The organism is Streptomyces sp. NPDC006368, assembly GCF_040612535.1.
GTDB lineage: Bacteria > Actinomycetota > Actinomycetes > Streptomycetales > Streptomycetaceae > Streptomyces.
Window position 1 is genome coordinate 297,627 of the sequence record NZ_JBEXQK010000001.1, and the last position, 20,631, is coordinate 318,257.

17 protein-coding genes are annotated in these 20,631 nt (G+C 74.3%); 11 read left to right on the forward strand and 6 right to left on the reverse strand.

Annotated features, from left to right (window positions below):
• Position 1 precedes the first annotated feature (1 nt).
• Entirely contained in the window at positions 2–1,159 is a 1,158-nt protein-coding gene (locus tag ABZZ38_RS01465) for an acyltransferase (RefSeq protein ID WP_356734492.1), read from the reverse strand.
• Positions 1,160–1,265: 106 nt separating this feature from the next.
• On the opposite strand from ABZZ38_RS01465, the gene ABZZ38_RS01470 reads away from it, so the two are divergent.
• The 7 genes from ABZZ38_RS01470 to ABZZ38_RS01500 all read left to right on the forward strand — a co-directional run bounded on the left by ABZZ38_RS01470 (position 1,266) and on the right by ABZZ38_RS01500 (position 9,160).
• Complete coding sequence (locus ABZZ38_RS01470; protein WP_356734494.1) at positions 1,266–1,520, forward strand: helix-turn-helix transcriptional regulator; 255 nt, start codon at positions 1,266–1,268, stop codon at positions 1,518–1,520.
• Between the two features lie 2 nt (positions 1,521–1,522).
• The gene (locus ABZZ38_RS01475) at positions 1,523–2,038 is read left to right on the forward strand and encodes a hypothetical protein (protein ID WP_356734496.1); all 516 of its coding nucleotides are present in this window, start codon (positions 1,523–1,525) and stop codon (positions 2,036–2,038) included.
• Between the two features lie 118 nt (positions 2,039–2,156).
• Positions 2,157–3,653, forward strand: a complete 1,497-nt coding sequence (locus ABZZ38_RS01480) for an aldehyde dehydrogenase family protein (RefSeq protein ID WP_356734498.1) — start codon at positions 2,157–2,159, stop codon at positions 3,651–3,653.
• 15 nt (positions 3,654–3,668) lie between these two features.
• Positions 3,669–5,207 (forward strand): GMC oxidoreductase, encoded by a 1,539-nt coding sequence (locus ABZZ38_RS01485; protein ID WP_356734500.1) that lies wholly within the window; start codon positions 3,669–3,671, stop codon positions 5,205–5,207.
• Positions 5,207–6,301 carry a glycine betaine/L-proline ABC transporter ATP-binding protein gene (locus ABZZ38_RS01490; protein WP_356734502.1) on the forward strand — a complete coding sequence of 365 codons (1,095 nt, stop codon included), beginning with the start codon at positions 5,207–5,209 and terminating at the stop codon, positions 6,299–6,301. Before ABZZ38_RS01485 ends, ABZZ38_RS01490 begins: the two co-directional genes overlap by 1 nt.
• Entirely contained in the window at positions 6,298–8,199 is a 1,902-nt protein-coding gene (locus ABZZ38_RS01495) for an ABC transporter permease subunit (protein WP_356734504.1), read from the forward strand. The genes ABZZ38_RS01490 and ABZZ38_RS01495 overlap by 4 nt, the downstream gene beginning before the upstream one ends.
• A gap of 1 nt (position 8,200) precedes the next feature.
• Positions 8,201–9,160: an ABC transporter substrate-binding protein gene (locus ABZZ38_RS01500; RefSeq protein WP_356734506.1), complete on the forward strand. Its 960-nt coding sequence runs from the start codon at positions 8,201–8,203 to the stop codon at positions 9,158–9,160.
• Between the two features lie 10 nt (positions 9,161–9,170).
• On the opposite strand, the gene ABZZ38_RS01505 is transcribed toward ABZZ38_RS01500, so the two are convergent.
• From ABZZ38_RS01505 to ABZZ38_RS01515, 3 genes are all read right to left on the reverse strand, one after another.
• Positions 9,171–11,285 (reverse strand): SpoIIE family protein phosphatase, encoded by a 2,115-nt coding sequence (locus tag ABZZ38_RS01505; RefSeq protein WP_356734643.1) that lies wholly within the window; start codon positions 11,283–11,285, stop codon positions 9,171–9,173.
• Between the two features lie 360 nt (positions 11,286–11,645).
• Positions 11,646–14,633 carry a SpoIIE family protein phosphatase gene (locus ABZZ38_RS01510; RefSeq protein ID WP_356734508.1) on the reverse strand — a complete coding sequence of 996 codons (2,988 nt, stop codon included), beginning with the start codon at positions 14,631–14,633 and terminating at the stop codon, positions 11,646–11,648.
• 187 nt (positions 14,634–14,820) lie between these two features.
• Positions 14,821–15,330: a DinB family protein gene (locus tag ABZZ38_RS01515; protein ID WP_356734510.1), complete on the reverse strand. Its 510-nt coding sequence runs from the start codon at positions 15,328–15,330 to the stop codon at positions 14,821–14,823.
• A 51-nt stretch (positions 15,331–15,381) separates the two neighbouring features.
• Between ABZZ38_RS01515 and ABZZ38_RS01520 the strand changes: the two genes are divergently transcribed.
• Complete coding sequence (locus tag ABZZ38_RS01520) at positions 15,382–15,936, forward strand: GNAT family N-acetyltransferase (protein ID WP_356734512.1); 555 nt, start codon at positions 15,382–15,384, stop codon at positions 15,934–15,936.
• A 121-nt stretch (positions 15,937–16,057) separates the two neighbouring features.
• Here the strand turns inward: ABZZ38_RS01520 and ABZZ38_RS01525 are convergent, their stop codons facing one another.
• Together ABZZ38_RS01525 and ABZZ38_RS01530 are read right to left on the reverse strand one after the other, a co-directional pair.
• Entirely contained in the window at positions 16,058–16,792 is a 735-nt protein-coding gene (locus tag ABZZ38_RS01525; protein WP_356734514.1) for an isocitrate lyase/phosphoenolpyruvate mutase family protein, read from the reverse strand.
• Between the two features lie 61 nt (positions 16,793–16,853).
• A complete protein-coding gene (locus ABZZ38_RS01530) occupies positions 16,854–17,363 on the reverse strand; it encodes a carboxymuconolactone decarboxylase family protein (RefSeq protein ID WP_356734516.1) in 510 nt (169 codons plus the stop codon).
• A gap of 47 nt (positions 17,364–17,410) precedes the next feature.
• On the opposite strand from ABZZ38_RS01530, the gene ABZZ38_RS01535 reads away from it, so the two are divergent.
• From ABZZ38_RS01535 to ABZZ38_RS01545, 3 genes are all read left to right on the forward strand, one after another.
• Complete coding sequence (locus tag ABZZ38_RS01535) at positions 17,411–18,973, forward strand: PLP-dependent aminotransferase family protein (RefSeq protein ID WP_356734518.1); 1,563 nt, start codon at positions 17,411–17,413, stop codon at positions 18,971–18,973.
• Positions 18,974–19,136: 163 nt separating this feature from the next.
• The gene (locus ABZZ38_RS01540) at positions 19,137–19,424 is read left to right on the forward strand and encodes a hypothetical protein (protein ID WP_356734520.1); all 288 of its coding nucleotides are present in this window, start codon (positions 19,137–19,139) and stop codon (positions 19,422–19,424) included.
• A gap of 18 nt (positions 19,425–19,442) precedes the next feature.
• The gene (locus ABZZ38_RS01545) at positions 19,443–20,630 is read left to right on the forward strand and encodes a glutathionylspermidine synthase family protein (RefSeq protein WP_356734522.1); all 1,188 of its coding nucleotides are present in this window, start codon (positions 19,443–19,445) and stop codon (positions 20,628–20,630) included.
• Position 20,631 lies beyond the last annotated feature (1 nt).

A 20,631-nucleotide genomic window follows, 5' to 3' on the forward strand; every position in this document is an offset into this window, starting at 1 on the left:
GTCAGCGCCCCCGGTAGCTCTCCCGCTGCCGGGGGCGCGGTGTTTCCGCGACCGGGACCACGGCCTCCACGTACGGGCGCCGCAGCCTCAGGAACGGCAGTTCGATGGCGTGGTACGTCACCAAGGAGACCGCGACCGTCAGCGGCAGCGCCACCAGCAGCGTGACGAGGAAGGCGCCCCACACCGGCGGCAGCGCCGGGGGCAGGGTCCACGCGCCGTACCACTCGCAGAGCACCGTCAGCACCATGAAGTGCGTCAGGTACACCGAGAAGCTGACCTCCCCGAGCCGGGCCAGCCCCCGCGACAGCAGGCCCTCGGCCGGACCGGCCGCCGCGTACGCGACCACCACCAGCGCCCAGACGGCCCCCTCCGTGCCGCTCCACACCAGCTTCAGCGGGCTGTCGGAGACGAAGCCGTGGAGCTGGTTGTACGTCCAGAGGGCGCCCAGGGCGGCGCCCAGCGCCACCGGGAGCAGCCATCGGGCGCGCAGCCGGTCCCGGTGGCGCAGGTACACCCAGGCGGCCAGCATGCCGAGCAGGAACTGGTCGATGCGCCCGGCCAGGCCCAGGTAGAGCGCCGCCGTGTGCGGCTCGGGCGCCGGGCTGCTCAGCCAGACCAGCGCCCGCAGCAGGCAGACGGCGGCCAGCAGCCGCAGCAGGGCACCCGGTCCACGCTCCGTCAGGAGCCGGTTGAGCAGCGGGAAGACGAGATAGAACTGCATCTCGACGCAGAGCGTCCAGAAGACGCCCCCGTACGGCTGGCTCGGTGTCGCGAACGTCAGGATGCGCAGCAGGTCCGGGAAGGCCGGCAGGGAGACGTGGGTGGCGAGCCCGAGGACGGCAACGACGAGGTAGAGCGGGTAGACGCGCAGCAGCCGGTTGGTCAGGAAGCGGCCGTAGCGGACGGGCCTGCCGTGCGCGCCGACGGTGAGGATGAAGCCGGACAGGACCATGAAGAGGGCCACGCCGGTGTGCCCTTCGAGGACGAGGGTGGCGGCGGGGTTCGCCGAGTACAGCCAGTCCGTCACCGGGACGAAGCGCCGTCCCTCGGCGCGCGCGCCGATCAGCTGGCACCCGTGGTAGAGCACGACCAGCGCGGCGGCGACGGCCCGCAGATGGTCGACGGGGGCGAGGTAGACGCGGTCGTCGCTGCTGCGCATGGACGCACCCTAGGCCGGTGCGGGCGCCGGGACGGGGAGCGACGCCCGCACCGACCATCCATTCGGATCATTGCGAAAGTACTAAGAGATGTAGTACTTCTTATACATGAGCGAGCAGGTTCACAACAGGCTGGCCGTGGTCCGGGCGGAGCGGAAGGTGTCGCGTCAGGCACTCGCCGAAGCCCTGGGGGTCCACTACCAGACCATCGGCTACATCGAGCGGGGGCAGTACAACCCGAGCCTCGACCTGGCGTTGAAGGCGGCCCGTCACTTCGGGCTGCCCGTGGAGGCGCTGTTCTCGCTGGAGCCGTTCCAGCCGCTCACCGATGAGGTCTACGGGGCAAACGGGAGGAAGCGGTGACGATGACCGCGACGCGGTACGACCGGCGGATGTACGCGATCATGAACAGGCGTGAAGGGAGGGCCCTGTACGCCACCGCGGCGCGCAGGCGCGCGGTGGTCGCCGTCCATGTCGTGCTCACCGTCGCCGCGGCGGCGGCCTGGCTCGGCACGATCCACGGCGACGGGTTCGGGACCCTCTTCGCGATGGTCTCCCTGCTCCTCCCGTGGATGTTCGCCACCGGCACCCTCAACGCCGCCACCCGCGGCCTGCTCGAACTGCGCGGGCGCATGCTGGACGAGCGGCAGCTCACGGAGCGTGACCGGGTGCGCGCGCTGGCCCACCGGATCACCACCGGCGTGCTGGCCGCCGGAGCCGCCGGGACGGGCGCGGCCGGCTGGCTGGGGGACGTCCGCCTCACCGGGGGCATGGTCTTCTCCGCCCTGTTCACGGCCCTGGTGCTGCACTGGCTGATGCCGCTGTGGGTGGCCGGTCTCCGCGTACAGGACGACCCCTCCGAGGACCCCGTTCGTGAGTGACTAAACCCACTTTCGGTCACGCGTTACGCATGCTTTCCGTCCCTCCGGGCAGGGTCCCCGGTCGTCGACCACCGTCGGTGACGACGATCGAATCGGGAACGGAAGGCAGAACGCGACCGTGGCGGAACAACACACCATCCACGTGGGCGGAGAGTGGCGAGCCGCCGCCTCCGGAGCCACGCGAGACATCCTGGACCCGGCCGACGCCACGACCCTCGCCGTCGTGGCGGAGGGCGGGGCAGAGGACACCGACGCCGCCGTCGCCGCCGCCCGTACGGCCTTCGACGAGGGGCCCTGGCCGCGCACCCCCGTCGCCGAACGGGCCGCACTGCTGCGCCGCGTCGCCGACCTGCTCCAGCGCGACCGCGAGAAGCTCGGCCTGCTGGAGAGCCGCGACGCCGGGAAGACACTCGAAGAGGGCCGCGTCGACGTCGACTGCGTCACCGACGCGTTCCGCTACTTCGCCGACCTCGTCGTGAACGAGAGCGGCGGCCGGGTCGTCGACGCCGGATCGCCCGACATCCACAGCGTCGTCGTCCACGAGCCCGTCGGGGTCTGCGCCCTGATCACGCCGTGGAACTACCCGCTGCTCCAGGCCAGTTGGAAGATCGCCCCGGCGCTGGCGGCGGGCAACACGCTGGTGATCAAGCCGAGCGAGATCACCCCGCTGACCACGGTCGCGCTCATCGACCTGCTGGTGGAGGCGGGCCTCCCGGCCGGCGTCGCCAACCTCGTCACCGGCCCCGGCGACCCCGTCGGCGCGCGCATGGCCGAACACCCCGACGTCGACCTGGTGTCCTTCACCGGCGGACTCGTCAGCGGTACGAAGGTGATGCGCGCCGCCGCCGACACCGTCAAGAAGGTCGCCCTGGAACTCGGCGGCAAGAACCCCAACGTCGTCTTCGCCGACGCCTGCGCCACCGAAGAGGGCTTCGACACCGCCGTCGACCAGGCGCTCAACGCCGCGTTCATCCACAGCGGCCAGGTGTGCTCGGCCGGCTCCCGCCTGATCGTCGAGGAGTCCCTGCGCGAGCGGTTCGTCGCCGAACTCGCCCGCCGCGCCGAGAGGATCCGTATCGGCCGCGGCACCGACCAGGGCGTCGAGTGCGGCCCTCTCGTCTCCGCCCGGCAGCTCGCCCGCACCGAGGAGTACGTCGCCTCCGCCCTCGCCGAAGGCGCCGTCCTGCGCGCCGGCGGCGAACGTCCCGAAGGCCCGCAGTACGCGAACGGCTACTTCTACCGCCCGACCGTCCTCGACCACTGCCACCGCACCATGCGCGTCGTGCGCGAAGAGGTCTTCGGCCCGGTCCTGACCGTCGAGACGTTCCGCACGGAGGACGAGGCCGTCGCCCTCGCCAACGACACCGAGTACGGCCTGGCCGGCGGCGTCTGGTCCGCCGACCCGGGCCGCGCGCGGCGCGTCGCCGGACGGCTGCGCCACGGCACCGTCTGGATCAACGACTTCCACCCCTACCTGCCGCAGGCGGAGTGGGGTGGCTTCGGCAAGAGCGGCATCGGCCGCGAACTGGGCCCCTCCGGGCTCGCCGAGTACCGCGAGACCAAGCACGTCTACCAGAACCTCGCCCCGCGCGCCGTGCGCTGGTTCGCGGGCTGACGAGGAGAGGAACCTGTGAACACCGACTACGCGCTCGAGCACGAGTACGACTATGTCGTCGTCGGAGGCGGCACCGCCGGGTCCGTCATCGCCCACCGCCTCACCGCCGACCCCGACGTCACCGTCGCCGTCATCGAAGGCGGGCCGTCCGACGTCGACCGCCCCGACGTCCTGACGCTGCGCCGCTGGATGGGCCTGCTCGGCGGCGACCTCGACTACGACTACCCCACGACCGAACAGCCGCGCGGCAACTCGCACATCCGGCACAGCCGCGCCCGGGTGCTGGGCGGCTGCTCCTCGCACAACACCCTCATCTCCTTCAAGCCCCTGCCGTCCGACTGGGACGAGTGGGAGGAGGCCGGGGCCGAGGGCTGGAACGCGGCCACCATGGACCCGTACTTCGACAGGCTCCTCAACAACATCGTCTCCGTCGACGAGAAGGACCGGAACGCCATCGCCCGCGACTTCGTCGACGCGGCGCAGGCCGCGCTCGGCGTCCCGCGCGTCGAGGGCTTCAACAGCGAGCCGTTCCACGAGGGCGTCGGCTTCTTCGACCTCGCGTACCACCCGGAGGACAACAAGCGCTCGTCCGCCTCGGTCGCGTACCTCCACCCGATCATGGATCAGCGGCCCAACCTGCGTCTGATGCTGGAGACCTGGGCGTACCGGCTGGAGCTCGACGGGACCCGGGCGCGCGGCGTCCACGTCCGTACGAAGGACGGCGAGGAGCGGCTCGTCACGGCGCGGCGCGAAGTCGTCGTCTGCGCGGGCGCCGTCGACACGCCCCGGCTGCTGCTGCACTCCGGCATCGGCCCCAAGGCGGACCTGGAGAAGCTGGGCATCCCGGTCGTCCACGACCTGCCGGGCGTCGGCGAGAACCTGCTCGACCACCCCGAGTCGGTCATCGTCTGGGAGACCCACGGACCGATCCCCGAGAACTCCGCGATGGACAGCGACGCGGGACTCTTCGTGCGCCGCGACCCGGACTCACCCGGTCCGGACCTGATGTTCCACTTCTACCAGATCCCGTTCACCGACAACCCCGAGCGGCTGGGCTACGAACGGCCCGCGCACGGCGTGTCGATGACGCCGAACATACCCAAGCCCCGCAGCCGCGGCCGCCTCTACCTGACCAGCGCCGACCCGGACGTCAAGCCCGCCCTCGACTTCCGCTACTTCACGGACGAGGACGACTACGACGGCCGCACGCTCGTCGACGGCATCCGCATCGCCCGCGAGATCGCCAAGGCCGAGCCGCTCGCCGGCTGGCTCAAGCGCGAGGTCTGCCCCGGCCCGGACGTCACCGGCGACGAGGAGCTGAGCGAGTACGCCCGCAAGGTCGCCCACACCGTCTACCACCCGGCCGGCACCTGCCGCATGGGCGCCGCCGACGACGAGCGGGCCGTCGTCGCCCCCGACCTGACCGTGCGGGGCCTTCAGGGCATCCGCATCGCCGACGCGTCCGTCTTCCCGACCATCCCCGCCGTGAACCCCATGATCGGGGTGCTCATGGTCGGTGAGAAGGCCGCCGACCTACTGGGAGGCGGTGCCTGATGAGCACCCCTGTGAGTACGCCCGTACAGACCTCCGTGAGCGCACCCGCCGATCCCCCCGTCTTCTCCGTGGACGGCCTGTGGAAGGTCTTCGGCCCCAAGGCCGGCCGCGTCCCCGGCTCCGAGCTCGCGGACCTCCCCGCGACCGAGCTGCGCGAGCGCACCGGCTGCACCGCCGCCGTCCGCGACGTCTCCTTCGACGTGCGCAAGGGCGAGGTCTTCGTCGTCATGGGCCTGTCCGGTTCCGGCAAGTCCACCCTCGTCCGCTGCCTGACCCGGCTCATCGAACCGACCTCCGGCACCGTCGCCATCGACGGCGAGGACGTCCTGTCCATGGACAAGGGCCGGCTGCGCGAACTGCGCCGCCACCGCGCCGCCATGGTCTTCCAGCACTTCGGCCTGCTCCCGCACCGCTCCGTCGTCGACAACGTCGCCTACGGGCTGGAGATCCAGGGCATGGGCCGCGCCGAGCGCCGCGCCCGAGCCGCCGAGATGGTCGCCAAGGTCGGCCTGGAAGGCATGGAGGACCGAAGGCCCGGTCAGCTCTCCGGCGGCCAGCAGCAGCGCGTCGGCCTCGCCCGGGCCCTCGCCGTCGACCCCGAAGTGCTCCTGTTCGACGAGCCGTTCAGCGCGCTCGACCCGCTCATCCGGCGCGACATGCAGGAGGAGGTCATCCGGCTCCACCGCGAGGAGGGCCGCACGATGATCTTCATCACCCATGACCTCAACGAGGCCCTGCGCCTCGGCGACCGCATCGCGCTGATGCGGGACGGGCGGATCGTGCAGCTCGGCACACCGGAGGAGATCGTCGGCGCGCCCGCCGACGACTACGTCCGCGACTTCGTGCGCGACGTGCCCCGCGAGCAGGTCATCACGGTCCGCACCGCCATGCGGCCCCCTTGCGACGCGGACGGCGACGCCGCGGCCGGGCCGGCGGTCGCCCCCGGCGCGACCGTGTCCGAGGCCATCGAGGCCGTCGCCCGCACCGGCGGCCCGGTGCGTGTCGTCGACGGCGGGCGGTGGGTCGGCGTCGTGGACCACGAGAGCCTGCTGTCGGTCGTCGCCGGCGTCCCGGCCGGGAAGGCGGCGGCATGACCGCAGCCGTCACCGCCCCCGTACAGCCCCGTCTGCCGGCCGCCGCGCGCAGGTACTGGCCGGTGGCCGCCGCCCTCGCGCTCATCCCGGTCGGCTTCCTCGTCGCCGGCGGCGGCAGCTGGCCCGCCGCGCTCTCCGTCGACCTGACCGGACCGCTCGGTGCCACCGGCGACTGGATCATCGACCACCGGGACAGCCACCCGCTGTTCCTGTACTTCTTCGGGCACATCAGCAACGCCGTCGTGCTCGCGGTGCGCGGCGTCTACCTGCTGCTCCTCGCCGCCGGATGGGCCGGCGTCACCGCCGCCGCCGGGCTGATCGCCTGGCGCGTCGCGGGCCCGCGCCTCGCGCTCACCGCCCTCGCCTCCTTCGCCGTGTGCGGGCTGCTCGGGATGTGGGTCCCCACCATGCAGACCCTCGCCCTCATGGCCGTCGCGGTGGCCGCGTCCGTCCTGCTCGGGGCGGTGCTCGGCCTCGCCGCCGGGCTCTCCGACCGTACGTACCGGGCGCTGCGGCCCGTGCTCGACACCATGCAGGTGCTGCCCGCCTTCGCGTACCTGCTCCCCGTGGTGCTGATCTTCGGCATCGGTGTCCCCGCGGCCGTCCTCGCCACCGTCGTCTACGCCGCGCCGCCCATGGCCCGCCTCACCGCGCTCGGCCTGCGCGGCGCCGACCCCGGCGTCCTGGAGGCCGCATCCTCCCTCGGCGCGACGGGCGGGCAGCGGCTGCTGACCGCGCGCCTCCCGCTGGCCCGCAAGGAACTCCTCCTCGGCGTCAACCAGTCGATCATGATGGCGCTGTCGATGGCCGTCATCGCCTCCGTCATCGGCGCGGGCGGCCTCGGCGACCGGGTCTACCAGGCTCTCGCCTCGGTCGACGTGGGCGCGGCACTCGCCGCCGGCATCCCGATCGTGCTGCTCGCGGTGGTGCTGGACCGCACCGCGACGGGCGCGCGGACGCGCGCCGGTTCGGCCCGCGGCTGGGCCGCCTGTGGTGTCGCCGTGGTCGCCGCCGCCGTGACCGGCCGCCTGACCGGCGCGCTCAGCTGGCCCGAGGCCTGGCACGTGAACATCGCCGAGCCGGTGAACCGCGCCGTCGACTGGATGACCGCCCACCTCTACTCCGGCGTCCCCGTCATCGGCGGCACCGGCGACTGGGCCGCGGGCTTCACCCGGTGGGTGCTCGACCCGGTGCGCGGCGGCCTCCAGGCGCTGCCCTGGTGGGCGCTGCTGCTGGTGGTCGGCGCGCTCGCGCTGCTCGTCGGCACCTGGCGCACGGCGCTGACGGCCGTCGCGGCGATGGCCGCCATCGGCGTCCTCGGCGTGTGGGACGCGTCCCTCGACACCCTCTCGCAGGTGCTGGCCGCCGTCGCGGTCACGCTGGCGCTGGGCTTCTCCATCGCGGTGGCGGCGGCGCGCTCCACCCGTGTGGAGCGCGCACTGCGGCCCGTCCTCGACGTCTTCCAGACCATGCCGCAGTTCGTGTACCTGATCCCCGTCGTCGCGCTGTTCGGCGTGGGCCGCGCCCCGGCGGTCGCCGCCGCCGTGGTGTACGCGCTGCCCGCCGTCGTCCGCATCACCACGCAGGGCCTGCGGGGCGTCGACCCGGTGGCGCTGGAGTCCGCCCGGTCGCTCGGCGCCACGGGCTGGCAGCAACTCCGCCAGGTCCAGGTGCCGCTCGCCCGGCCCGCGCTGCTGCTCGCCGTCAACCAGGCGGTCGTCCTGGTCCTCGCCGTCGTCATCATCGGCGGCCTGGTCGGCGGCGGTGCGCTCGGCTACGACGTGGTGTTCGGCCTCGCGCAGGGCGACCTGGCCACCGGGCTCGTCGCGGGCGCCGCGATCGTCTGCCTGGGCCTGATGCTCGACCGGGTGACCCAGCCGACCGGAAAGAAGGCCTGACATGCGTACGACCCGTGTCACCGCCGCGGCGGCGGCCCTCGCCCTGCTGGCCCTCACCGGCTGCGGCGCGGCCGACATGACCAGGCAGGCGTCCCCGTACGCCGCCGCCCAGGGCGCGAAGACGGTCACGCTCTCCGTCCAGTCGTGGGTGGGCGCGCAGGCCAATGTGGCCGTGGCGCAGTACCTGCTGGAACACGAGCTGGGCTACCGCGTCGACACCGTGCAGATCGACGAGGTCCCCGCCTGGGACGCGCTCAGCCAGGGCCGGGTGGACGCCCTCCTGGAGGACTGGGGCCACCCGGAGCAGGAGAAGCGGTACGTCGACGACAAGAAGACGATCATCCGGGGCGGGGGCCTGGGCGTGACCGGCCACATCGGCTGGTTCGTCCCCACGTACTTCGCCGAGGCCCACCCGGACGTCACGGACTGGAAGAACCTCAACACGTACGCGGACCGGCTTCGCACCGCGGAGAGCGGCGGCAAGGGCCAACTGCTCGACGGCTCCCCGTCCTACGTCACCAACGACAAGGCGCTCGTGAAGAACCTCGACCTCGACTACCAGGTCGTCTTCGCGGGGTCCGAGGCGGCGCAGATCACCCAGATCAAGCAGTTCGCCAAGGAGCGCAAACCGTTCCTGACGTACTGGTACAAGCCGCAGTGGCTCTTCGAGAAGGTGCCGATGACGGAGGTGAAACTGCCCGCGTACAAGGAGGGCTGCGACGCCGACCCGGAGAAGGTCGCCTGCGCCTACCCGCACACCCCGCTCCAGAAGTTCCTCAACGCGGACTTCGCGGAGAAGGGCGGGAAGGCCGCCGCCTTCCTGAAGAACTTCCGGTGGACGACCGAGGCGCAGAACGACGTCGCGCTGATGATCGCCGAGCAGAAGCTCTCCCCGCGGGAGGCCGCCGAGAAGTGGGTCAAGGCCAACGAGTCGACCTGGCGGCCCTGGATCCCGTCCTGAGCCGGACCGGTCAGGGCGGCGTGGGCCGGAGCAGGAGGAGCGCGATGTCGTCCGTGCGCTGATCCGCGGGGCGGCCCCGGCGCAGTACGGACTCCAGGAGGAGGTCGAGGTCGTCCTCGCCGGCGTCCGACAGGTGATCGGCGAGGCCGGCGATGGCCTCCTCGATGTCCGTGCCGGCGCTTTCGACGAGCCCGTCGGTGTAGAGGGCGAGCACCGCGCCGGCGGGCAGGGGGATCTCGGTCACGGGGTACGCGGCGCGCGGGTCCACGCCCAGGACCGGGCCGGGCGTCACGTCGACGGGCCGGGCCCGCCGGCCGGGAGGCCGTACCAGCGGCGGTGGGTGGCCCGCGCTGACGAGGCGCGCGCGGTGGCCGGCGAGGTCGATGCGGACGTACAGGCAGGTGGTGAACAGACCCGGATCGAGGTCCAGCAGGAAGCGGTTGGTGCGGGTGAGCACCTGGTCGGGCGTCGCGCCGGCGGTCGCGTGGGTGTGGACGGCGGTACGGACCTGGCCCATGAGGGCCGCGGCGGCGACGTTGTGGCCCTGGACGTCGCCGATCACCGCCGCCGCGGTGGTGGCGTCGAGGCGGATGAGGTCGTAGAAGTCGCCGCCGATGTCCATGCCCAGGGTGGCGGGCAGATAGCGGGCGGCGACCTGGAGACCGGTGACGGCGGGGAGGCGGTGGGGCAGCAGGGCCTGCTGGAGCCCGTGGGCGAGCTGGTGCTTGGCGTCGTACAGCCGGGCGCGGTCCAGGGCCTGGGCGATGAGACCGGCGAGCGAGGTCAGGACGGCGCGTTCCTCGGCGGGGAAGGCGCGGGGGCGGTCGTACGACAGGACGCAGCAGCCGACCGGCCGCCCGGAGATCACCAGCGGCAGGAACGCCCACGCCTGCTTCCCGCTGATCAGCGGGGCTTCTGGATAGATCCGCGCCATCTCCTCGGGGTGCGTGAAGAACGCGGGGACACCGCCGGCGAGGGCCTGCCCGGCGGGTGTGAACCCCGTGTCCAGTGGCAGCCCGTCGAGGCGTTCGACGACGTGCGGGGGGTACCCGCGCGAGCCGGTGATCCGCAGCCGCCCGGCCTCGGCGGCGGACAGCACCAGACCCTGGGCCCCGAACGCCGGCATGATCTGGTCGGCGACCATGTCCACCACGTCCCGCACCCCGACGGCCTCGGTGAGCGCGGCGGCCAGGTGCATCAGCTGGTACAGCTGCCCGGCCCGCGCCGGTGCGGGGGTGGGCAGCGGCTGGTCCGGGCCGGGCTCCCGGTCCGTGGAGGGGAGCGGGGCGGTGTCCGTGGCGGGGTTCGCGGGGGGACGCATCCCGGTGCCGGCCGGGGTGATGCGCACGCTGATGCCGCTCGCGTCGGGGTACAGCCGGAAGTCCAGCCACCGGTCGGGCGGGCGGCAGGCGGTGAACGACACGGGCCGGCGGCTGAGGAGCGCGGCGCGGTAGCGGTCCTCGTGGACCGGGTCGTCCAGCCACGGCAGGGCGAGCCACGGCTGTGTGCCCAGCAGTTCGTCGGCGGCGCGGCCGAGCAGTGCGGCGCCCCGGGCGTTCAGGAAGGTGATCCGCCCCTGGAGGTCCAGCCCGCAGCAGCCCTCGGGGAGCCGCTCGGTGAAATCGGCGGCGGCCAGGGCGGTCTGCGACGCGGGCGACGGCGGCCGGGCGGCCGTCTCCGCGGCCAGTACGAGCGGTTCCTCGGGTGGCGTCACGGGCCGTCCCGCGTGGACGGCCTCGTCCAGCAGCCGGGCCAGCCGCCGGCTGCTGAGGGCGATGTTGCCGCGCTGCCGCCGGGTCGTACGCGGGGGATGGGTGCCCGGCCACAGCAGGAGCAGGGCGCCCCAGCGACGCTCCCCGGTGACGGGGACGGCGGCCAGTGCGAGCGGGTAGGGCAGCGCGACGGCCGCCCGAGGGTACGTACGGGCCAGCTCCTCCTGGCGGCTGACCCAGACGAGGCGGTTGTCGCGGACCGCGTCCGCCACGGGAGCCGGGGCGGACAGGGGGACCCGCGCCCACGGCGCGGCGAGCCTGGAGGGAACCCCGCCGATCACCACGAGGCGCAGCAGTCGCTCCTCCGGGAGCAGCAGGTAGAAGGCGCCGACGGACGCGCCGGTGCGGCGCATCGTGTCGCGCAGCGCCGCGTCCAGACCTCCGGCGCGCACCCGGTCGTCGACGCCGGTCACCGGAGGGTCCTCCTGCCGTCCCTCGGCCCTGGCGGCGACGCTCCGCACCGGGCCCGGCCGCCCTCGCGCATACCGGGACGGTACGCCCGCCCGGGGCCGGTCGCATGCCGGCGGACGGAGCGGGCGGGGACCGGGCGGGAGGGCGACAAACGGGGTGGGGCCGGGCGTGGCGGTGGCCGACCGGCCGGGGCCGGGCGTGGCGCGGAGGGGCCTGGCGGAACGGCCCGGTGACCGTCCCCCGCGCGGCGGGGCGGGCCGGCCGGCCGGCGGCCGGCGCGGGGTGGTTCGGCCCGGGGCCGGTCAGCCCAGGTCGTCGAACATGGCCAGCAGGGCACCCTCGTCCGCCTCCGGCGTCTGCCGCGGGGCGTGCGGCACCTGCTCCGCCCACACCGTCTTGCCCTGCGGCATGTAGCGGGCGCCCCAGCTCCTGGTGAACTGCGCCACCAGGAACAGACCGCGTCCGCCCTCCTCGGTCGTGGCCGCGCGACGGATGCGCGGGGAGCTGTTGCTGCGGTCGGACACCTCGCAGATCAGCGCACCGTCGCGCAGCATCCGCAGGCTCACCGGCCCCTGGCCGCCGTACCGGACGGCGTTGGTGACCAGCTCGCTGACCACCAGGCCGGTGGTGAACTCCAGCTCCATCAGGTCCCAGTCGGCGAGTTGCCGCCGCACCAGCGCCCGCGCCCGGGCGACCACCGACGGGTCGGACGGCAGCTCCCAGGACGCCACCCTGTCCTCGGGCAGCGCGTGCACGCGGGCCAGCAGCAGGGCCACGTCGTCGCGCGCGCCGCCGGGCGCCAGGGCGCCGGTGACCCGGTCGCAGATGCCCTCCAGCGGCGTGCCGTCGCCTCCGCCCAGCGCCGCCAGCAACTGCCCGGTCCGCGCGTCGCCGGAGCCGTAACCGCGTCCTTCCTTCAGCAGGCCGTCGGTGTACAGGGCCAGCAGGCTGCCCGGGTCCAGCTCGACGGTCGCGGACTCGTACGGCTGGACCCCGCCGAGCCCGAGCGGCGGGCCGGCCGGCAGGTCGATCAGCCGCGCCGCGCCGCCGGGCGGCACCACCGCCGGGGGCGGGTGGCCGGCGCGGGCGGCCGTACAGCGGCAGGACACCGGGTCGTACACCGCGTACAGGCAGGTCGCCGCGGTGGCCGGGTCCTGCTCGGCGACCGGGGCGTCGGAGGCGCGGCCCACGAGGTCGTCCAGGTGGGCCAGGACCTCCTCGGGCATCAGGTCGAGCCCGGCCAGGGTGCGCACCGCCGTACGCAGCCGGCCCATGGTGGCCGCGGCCTGCAGACCGTGGCCCGCCACGTCCCCGACGACCAGCGCCACCCGCAGGCCGGAGAGCGGGATCGCGTCGAACCAGTCACCGCCCACGCCCACGCCGGTTCCGGCGTCGGCGGGCAGGTAGCGGGAGGCGAGGTCGACCCCGGTGAGCCGGGGCATCTCGCGCGGCAGCAGGCTGCGCTGGAGGGTGAGCGAGGCGTGGCGCTCCCGGCTGAAGCGGCGGGCGTTGTCCACGCTGATCGCGGCCCGGGCCGCCAGTTCGCCCGCCAGGGTGAGGTCGTCCTGCTCGTACGGCTTGGCCCGGCCGCGCCGGTAGAAACCGGCCAGCCCCAGGATCGCGCCCCTGGCGCACAGCGGGGCGCCGAGGTAGGAGTGCTCGCCCGCGCCGAGCAGCTCCACCGGGTGGACGCCTTCGAGGGCCGGGGGCGCCAGGGCGCCGGTCACGACGGAGACGGAGTCGGCGACCGGCTGCCCGCCGCCGAGGCACCGGGCCTGGGGGGTCCCGGCGGGGTAGGAGACGGGGCCGCCGACGCCGCTGGGCGGGTCGCCGTGGGGCCGGTGATCAGGGGGCCGGGGCTCGTCCGGCCGGGCGGCGACCCGGCGCAGCGTGGCGTCGGCGGCCAGCCGTCCCGGCAGCGGCTCGTCGCCCGCCAGGACGCTGTCGAGCAGGTCCACCACGACGAGATCGGCGAAGCGCGGTACGGCGATCTCCGCGAGCTCCTCGGCGGTGCGCCGCATGTCCAGCGTGGTGCCGACGCGTACGCCCGCCTCGTTCAGCAGGGACAGTCGCCCGCGCGCCTCGGCGGCGAGGCGGCCGACACCCGGCTCGCCCACCAGCAGCAGCCACGCGTCGGGCCGCCCGTCCGGGTCGGTGGCGTCCGGCGCGTCGTCGTCACGCGTGGCGTGCGGCGCCGGTACGGCATGCGGCTCCGGCGCGCCCTCCGGCTCCGGCAGGGCCGGCGGCTCCGTGGCGGCCGGGCCGGGCGGACGGCGCAGCAGCGGTACCTCCCGGCCGTCGGGGGCGGTCACCCTGGTCGGGGCCGCCGTCGCCCCGCCGCTCGTCGCCGCGTCCGCGCTCGCCGTACTCGCCCTGCTCGCCGTACTCATCCAGGGGGTGCCCCGGGACTCCCGGAAGCTGACCTCGACGGCCGCGCCCTCCGCGTCGCCGTGGCGCAGCTGCTTGCGGCGCAGCGACGCCACCCGCCCGCCCCCCAGCGGCACCTCGGCGAAGGACTCCTCGTTCGAGGAGATCAGCCCGACCGCGGCCTCCAGCAGCGCCAGCCGCTCCTGACGGGACAGCCGGGGCGCCTGCCCCCGGGGGTGGGCCAGCTCGCCGGAGCCGAGGTCCAGCTCGGCGTGCCCGCCGCGCGCCCTGTCCCGCAGGAAGGAGCTCACCAGGTCCTTCTCCCGGGCCGAGCTCAGCTCCAGCAGACGCCGGCCGATGCGCTCGGTGGCGTCCTGGAGCACGAGCGCCATGCCGGGCTCGGCGAGCCCCTCGGGTACGGAGAGGTTGACGGCGCCCTGCACGGTGCCGCCCACGGGGTCGCGCACCGGGGCGGCCATGCAGGTCAGCGCCTTGAGGTTGTGCAGGAAGTGCTCATGGCCGACGACCACGAACGGCGCCCTGGTGCTCAGCACCATGCTGACGCTGCTGGTGCCCATGTACCGCTCGTCGACGTTGGCGCCCGGCACCAGAGAGGCGGCGTCCATCAGCTCCAGCCCCACCGGGGTGCCCCGCCGGTCCACGATGTTCGCCCGCGCGTCGGTCAGCGTCACGGTGACCGGCACGCCGGAGAACCGGTGGCACAGCCGCTCCAGCACCGGCGCGGCGGCCCTGATCAGTCGCGAGTCCGGGTCGACGTCGTAGTCGATGGGCAGTGCGACACCCTCGCTGGCGACGCCGAGCGACACCGAACGCTGCCACGAGGCGAGGATCTCCGCACGCACGCCCGCGCCGCGCGGCTGCCCGCCGGGATCGGCCCCCGCAGGCGTTGGATACGCATCCACGAAACCAGGATAATGGGACAAAAGGGTCATTCACCTGCCGGGGCGGGTTCGATCACGCCGGGGACCCGCCACCGGGACACCGTGGCCGAGCACCTGGGCGCGGCGCGCGCCCGCACCCGGCTCCCCACGCCCGCACCCGGCTTCCGCCCCGGCCTGAGCGGCGTCACGCGCCGACGGGGAATGCCCGTTACGCCCCCACCGTGCCGTCGACGCCCTCGCGGAGGAAGTCGGCGTGGCCGTTGTGGCGGGCGTACTCGTGGATCAGGTGCAGCATGACGTGGCGCAACGAGACCTCCACGTCCCACCGCCTGTTGTGACCGGTCACGTCCAGGGACGGGGCCTCGCGCTCGATACGGCGCGACTCCTCGACCTCCGCCTGCCAGGCGGCGAACGCCTCCGAGCGGGTCGACCCCGTGGCGTCGTACGCCGCCTGGTAGTCGCCGTCCGGCGACCAGACGAGCGGGATGTCCTCCTCGCCGTTGATGGTCCGGCGGAACCAGGCGCGTTCGACCTCGGCCATGTGGCGGACCAGACCGAGGAGCGACAGCGTCGACGGCGGCATCGACCGGCGGCGCAGATCCTCGTCGGAGAGACCGTCGCACTTCATCGCGAGGGTGGCGCGGTGGTGGTCGAGGAAGGCGCGCAGCATGGCGCGCTCGTCGCCGACGAGCGGCGGGTCCGGGCGCTCGGTGGTCATGGCGGGGAAAATCCCTTCGGTGGGGGCGGCGTGCCGTGTTTTGATCCCAGGATGGATCACCTCGGGCCACGCGACCCAGCGGATATCGACGCCTGTGTCCACGTCCTCGCCGCGGTGCACGAGAGGGACGGGTATCCGGCCGACTGGCCTGCGGATCCTGCCCGTTGGCTGACCCCGCAGGCGCTCATCGGGGCGTGGGTCGCCGTGTCGGACGGACGGATCGCCGGGCACATCGCCCTGTCGCGGGCCGGGGCCGGGGACGTCGCGCCCGCGTTCGTCACCGCCGGGCGTGCCGCCGTCGTCGGGCGGCTGTTCGTCGCCCCCGGCGCGCGCGGCAACGGGCTCGGCGCGCGGCTGGTCGAGCACGCCGTCCGGGAGGCGCGGGCGCGCGGGCTGCGGCCGGTCCTCGACGTCCTCGCCACCGACACGGCGGCCCGGGCGCTCTACGAACGGCTGGGCTGGGAGCGGCTGACCACCGCCGACCAGGAGTGGGGCCCCGGCCGCACGGTGACCGTGCACTGTTACGCGGCGCCCGAGCCCGCGCCGACCCCCGAGCCCGCGCCGACCCCCGAGCCCGCGCCGACCCCCGAGCCCGCAGGCCCGTAAGCCGGTGTCGGCACCCGCCTCGGGTTCCGGCCCTCCGCCCCACTCGCGCTCCCGCCCGGAGCCGCCCCGGACCCCAGCCGCGCGACCCCGGCCACGACCCCGATGCGGGCCTTGCCCCCTGCTACCCCCCGGCCGCGCCCCGTACCTCATCGGCGATGTCCCGTACCGCCGCCAGCGCGCGGTGCAGGAGGCCGGGGCCGAAGGTGACACGGGTGGCGCCCAGGCGGGCGAGGTCCGCGATCGGCGGGCCGCCGGGAAGGGGGGCCACGTTGACGGGGGCCGCGAACCGCGCGCGCAGGAGCGGAAGGTGCTCGGGCGGGATGGTGATCGGATAGACGCAGTCGGCGCCCGCCTCCACGTACAGGCGGCACCGGCCGATCGTCTCGGACACCTCCCTCACGCCGCGCAGGTACGTGTCGACGCGGGCGTTGACGAAGAGGGCGTCGCCCGCCTCCGCCCGTACCTCCGCGAGCCAGTCGGCGTGCCGGCGCGGGTCCTTCAGCGCGCCCGCCTCGGAGTCCTCCAGGTTCACGCCGACGGCACCGGTCTCCAGGACGCGCGCCACCAGCTCCTTCGGCGCCAGGCCGTAGCCGCCCTCCACGTCCGCCGAGACCGGGACGGACACCGACCGGGCGATACGGGCCACGGCGGCGAACATCTCGTCCGCCGGCGTCGCGCCGTCCTCGTACCCGAGCGACGCCGACACCCCCGCGCTCGGCGTCGCCAGGGCGGGGAACCCGGCGGCCTCGAAGGCGCGGGCGCTCGCGGCGTCCCACGGTCCGGGCAGGACCAGGGGGTCCCCGGGCGGGCGCCCGTGGTGCAGTGCGCGGAAGGTGGCGACGGGCGTCAGCGCCATACGGGGCCTCCGGGACGGGTACGGAGCGGGGTGCGGGACGTCATGGTCCGGTGAGTGCCCGTCAGTGCTTGAACTGGCCGGGCGTGTAGTGGCCCGCCACCATGCGGGTCGCCACACCGAAGCGGTTCCAGGCGTTGATGACCGTGATCGCGGCGATCAGCTGGGCCAGTTCCTTCTCGTCGAAGTTCTTCGCGGCCTTCTCGTACACCTCGTCCGGGACGAAACCGTCCGTCAGCACCGTGATGGCCTCGGTCAGTTCGATCGCCGCCGCCTCCCGCTCGGTGTAGAAGTGCCGCGACTCCTCCCAGGCGGCGAGCTGGATGATCCGCTCCACCGACTCGCCCGCCGCCAGCGCGTCCTTGGTGTGCATGTCGAGGCAGAAGGCGCAGTGGTTGAGCTGCGAGGCGCGGATCTTGACCAGTTCGAGGAGGACCGGGTCGAGGCCCTGACGGGATGCCGCGTCCAGCGTGATCATGGCCTTGTAGACCTGGGGCGCGTGCGTCGACCAGGCGAGGCGGGGCGTGTGCTCGGGGCAGAGTTCGCGGGAGGTGTGCTCGTTCGTCGTCGTCATGGCTTCGACCGTACGGGGCGCGTGGCGCACGGGTATGGTCCACTTCCATGACGGATTCCTGGGCCACTTTCGGTGCCGACCTGCATCTGGAGATACGCGGCCCGGGGCTGCGCGCCGGTCTCATGGAGGCCCTGCGCGAGGCCGTACGGAGCGGGCGGCTCGCTCCCGGCACCCGGTTGCCGTCCTCCCGCTCGCTCGCCGCCGACCTGGGCGTCGCCCGCAACACCGTCGCCGACGCGTACGCCGAGCTCGTCGCCGAGGGCTGGCTCACCGCCCGCCAGGGCTCCGGCACGCGCGTGGCCCGCCGCGCCGCCGCCCCGCGCCCGCTGCCACCCCCACCCGCCGCGCGCGCCACCCCGACCCGCACCGCGCGCGCCGCACCGGTCCCCACCTCGGGCGCCGCCCCCGCCCGCGTCCCCGGCGCCACCCCGTCCCCCGCCCCCGGCGCCGCACCGGTCCGCCGGGGCGCCCTCCAGGCCCGTGCCGCGCGCCCCGCACCACGCCCCGCCCCGCGCCTCCGCCGGCCCGCCGCGCACAGCCTGCACCCCGGCACGCCCGACCTCGGCTCGTTCCCGCGCGGCGAGTGGCTCAAGGCGGCCCGCCGCGCCCTGTCGACCGCCCCGCACGAGGCGTTCGGCTACGGCCATCCCCGGGGCCGCCCCGAGCTGCGCACCGTCCTGGCCGACTACCTCGCCCGGGCGCGCGGCGTCCACGCGGACCCCGGCCGGATCGTGATCTGCTCCGGCTTCGTCCACGGCCTGATGCTGCTGGGCAAGGTGCTGTGGGCCCGCCGCGTACGGGACGTCGCCGTCGAGTCGTACGGCCTCGACGTCCACTGGAACCTCCTGACCGAGGCCGGCCTGCGCACCCCGCCCCTGCCGCTCGACGAACACGGCACGCACACCGGCGCGTTGCGCCGCCAGGGCGCGGCGCTGCTGACGCCCGCGCACCAGTTCCCGCTCGGCGGGGCGCTGCCGCCGGAGCGGCGGACGGCCGTCGTCGACTGGGCGCGCCGCACCGGCGGGCTGGTCCTGGAGGACGACTACGACGGTGAGTTCCGCTACGACCGGCAGCCGGTGGGCGCCCTCCAGGGCCTGGACCCCGGGCGCGTGGTGTACCTGGGGACGGCGAGCAAGTCCCTGACCCCCGGGCTGCGGCTGGCGTGGATGGTCGTCCCGGAGGACCTGGTGGACGAGGTGGTGGCGGCCAAGGGCTCCGTCGACTGGGTGTCCAGCGCGCTGGACCAGCTGACGCTGGCCGAGTTCATCGCCTCGGGCGCGTACGACCGGCACGTACGCTCCATGCGGCTGCGCTACCGCAGGCGCCGCGACCAGCTCGTGGCGGCGCTCGCCGAACGGGCGCCGCACATCCGCGTCAGCGGCATCGCGGCCGGCCTGCACGCCGTACTGGAACTGCCGCCCGGCACCGAACGGTCCGTCATCCAGGCCGCCGCCTGGCAGGGCCTCGCCGTCCAGGGCCTGGACCGTTTCCGACACCCCGATGTGGGGCGCGGACGCGACGGGCTGGTCGTCGGGTACGGCACCCCGACCGACAGTGCCTGGGCGGGCGCGCTGGACGCCCTGTGCCGGGTCCTCCCCCAGGACTCGTGAGCGGCGCGTGAGCGGGGCACCGCGGCCGCGGCGCCTGAGCGGTGCCGAAACGGCGGGAAAGTCAGGCGAACGGGACGCGCGACGGCCCGGGCGTACGGGTGGCCGGGGCGGGCATCTAGTCTGTGCCGTCCATGGTCCGGAGGGTCGACGGGAGGGTGAGCGCATGCGCAGGCTGAGGTCGAGCACGGTGGTGCTCGGCGGCATGGGGGTGCTCGCGGCGACGATCACGTCCTGCGGCTCCGAGCCGGACAGGCGCTGCGTCGACCCCGTCACGCGCGACAAGCTCCCCAGCTACGAGTGCGACGGCGGCAGTGGCGGCGGCACCGCCCGCGGCACGTACTACTACGGCGGCAGCGTCAGCAACGGCAAGGTCTCCGGCGGCAGTTTCGACAAGTCGGCCGTCGAGCGCGGCGGCTTCGGCTGCTCGTCGTCCGGCTCCGGCGGCGGCTGAGCCGGACGAGGGTCACCGATGCGGCGTCACACCATCGAGCCCCGCCCCCACTGGCAGCGGACCGTCGAGGAGCAGGGGCTCGTCTACCCGCTCACCCGCTTCCCGGACGGCTCACTGCGCCCCTACTGGGACGAGAGCGCCTACTACGTCTTCTCGCTGCCCGAGGTCGAGGCGCTGGAGGAGACCGTCGAGGAGCTGCACGCCATGTGCCTGGCGGCGGCCGAGCACATCGTCGCGCACGACCGGTTCGCCGACCTCGGCATCACCGACCCGGGGCTCGCCGCGCGCGTCGCCGAGTCCTGGCGGCGCCGCGCCGAACTGCCCTCCCTCTACGGACGGTTCGACCTGCGCTACGACGGCACGGGCCCGGCCAAGATGCTGGAGTACAACGCCGACACCCCCACCTCCCTCGTGGAGGCCGCCAGCCCCCAGTGGTTCTGGATGGAGGAACGCTTCCCCGGCGCCGACCAGTGGAACTCCCTCCACGAGCGGCTCGTCGACGCCTGGAAGCGGCAGGCCGCGCTGCTGCCGCCCGGCCCGCTGCACTTCGTGCACTCCGACGGCGACGAACTCGGCGAGGACCTGATGACCGTCGCGTACCTGCGGGAGACCGCGCAGCAGGCCGGGCTGGTCACCGAGGCGCTGTCGGTGGAGCGGATCGGCTGGGACCGGCTGTCCGGCCGCTTCGTCGACGACCGGCTGCGCTTCATCCGCAGCTGCTTCAAGCTCTACCCGTGGGAGTGGCTGACCACCGACCCCTTCGGCCCGCACGTCATCGACACCCTCGACAACGGCGGCGGCACCGGCACCACCTGCTGGATCGAACCCGCCTGGAAGATGCTCCTGTCCAACAAGGCCCTGCTTGCCGTCCTGTGGGAGCTCTACCCCGGGCACCCCAACCTGCTCCCCGCCTACCTCGACGGCCCGCGCGAACTGGCCGACGCCCCCGGCCCCGGCTATGTCGCCAAGCCGCTCCTCGGCCGGGAGGGCGCCGGGGTCACCCTCCATGAGCCCGGCGCCGCTCCCGTGATCCGGGACGAACGGTGCTGCTACCAGCAACTGGCCCCACTGCCCGCCTTCGAGGGCAACCACGTGGTGCTCGGCGCGTGGGTCGTCGAGGACGAGGCGGCGGGGCTCGGCATCCGGGAGTCGGCGGGACTGGTCACGGACGAGTACGCCCGCTTCGTGCCGCACGTCATCCTCTGAG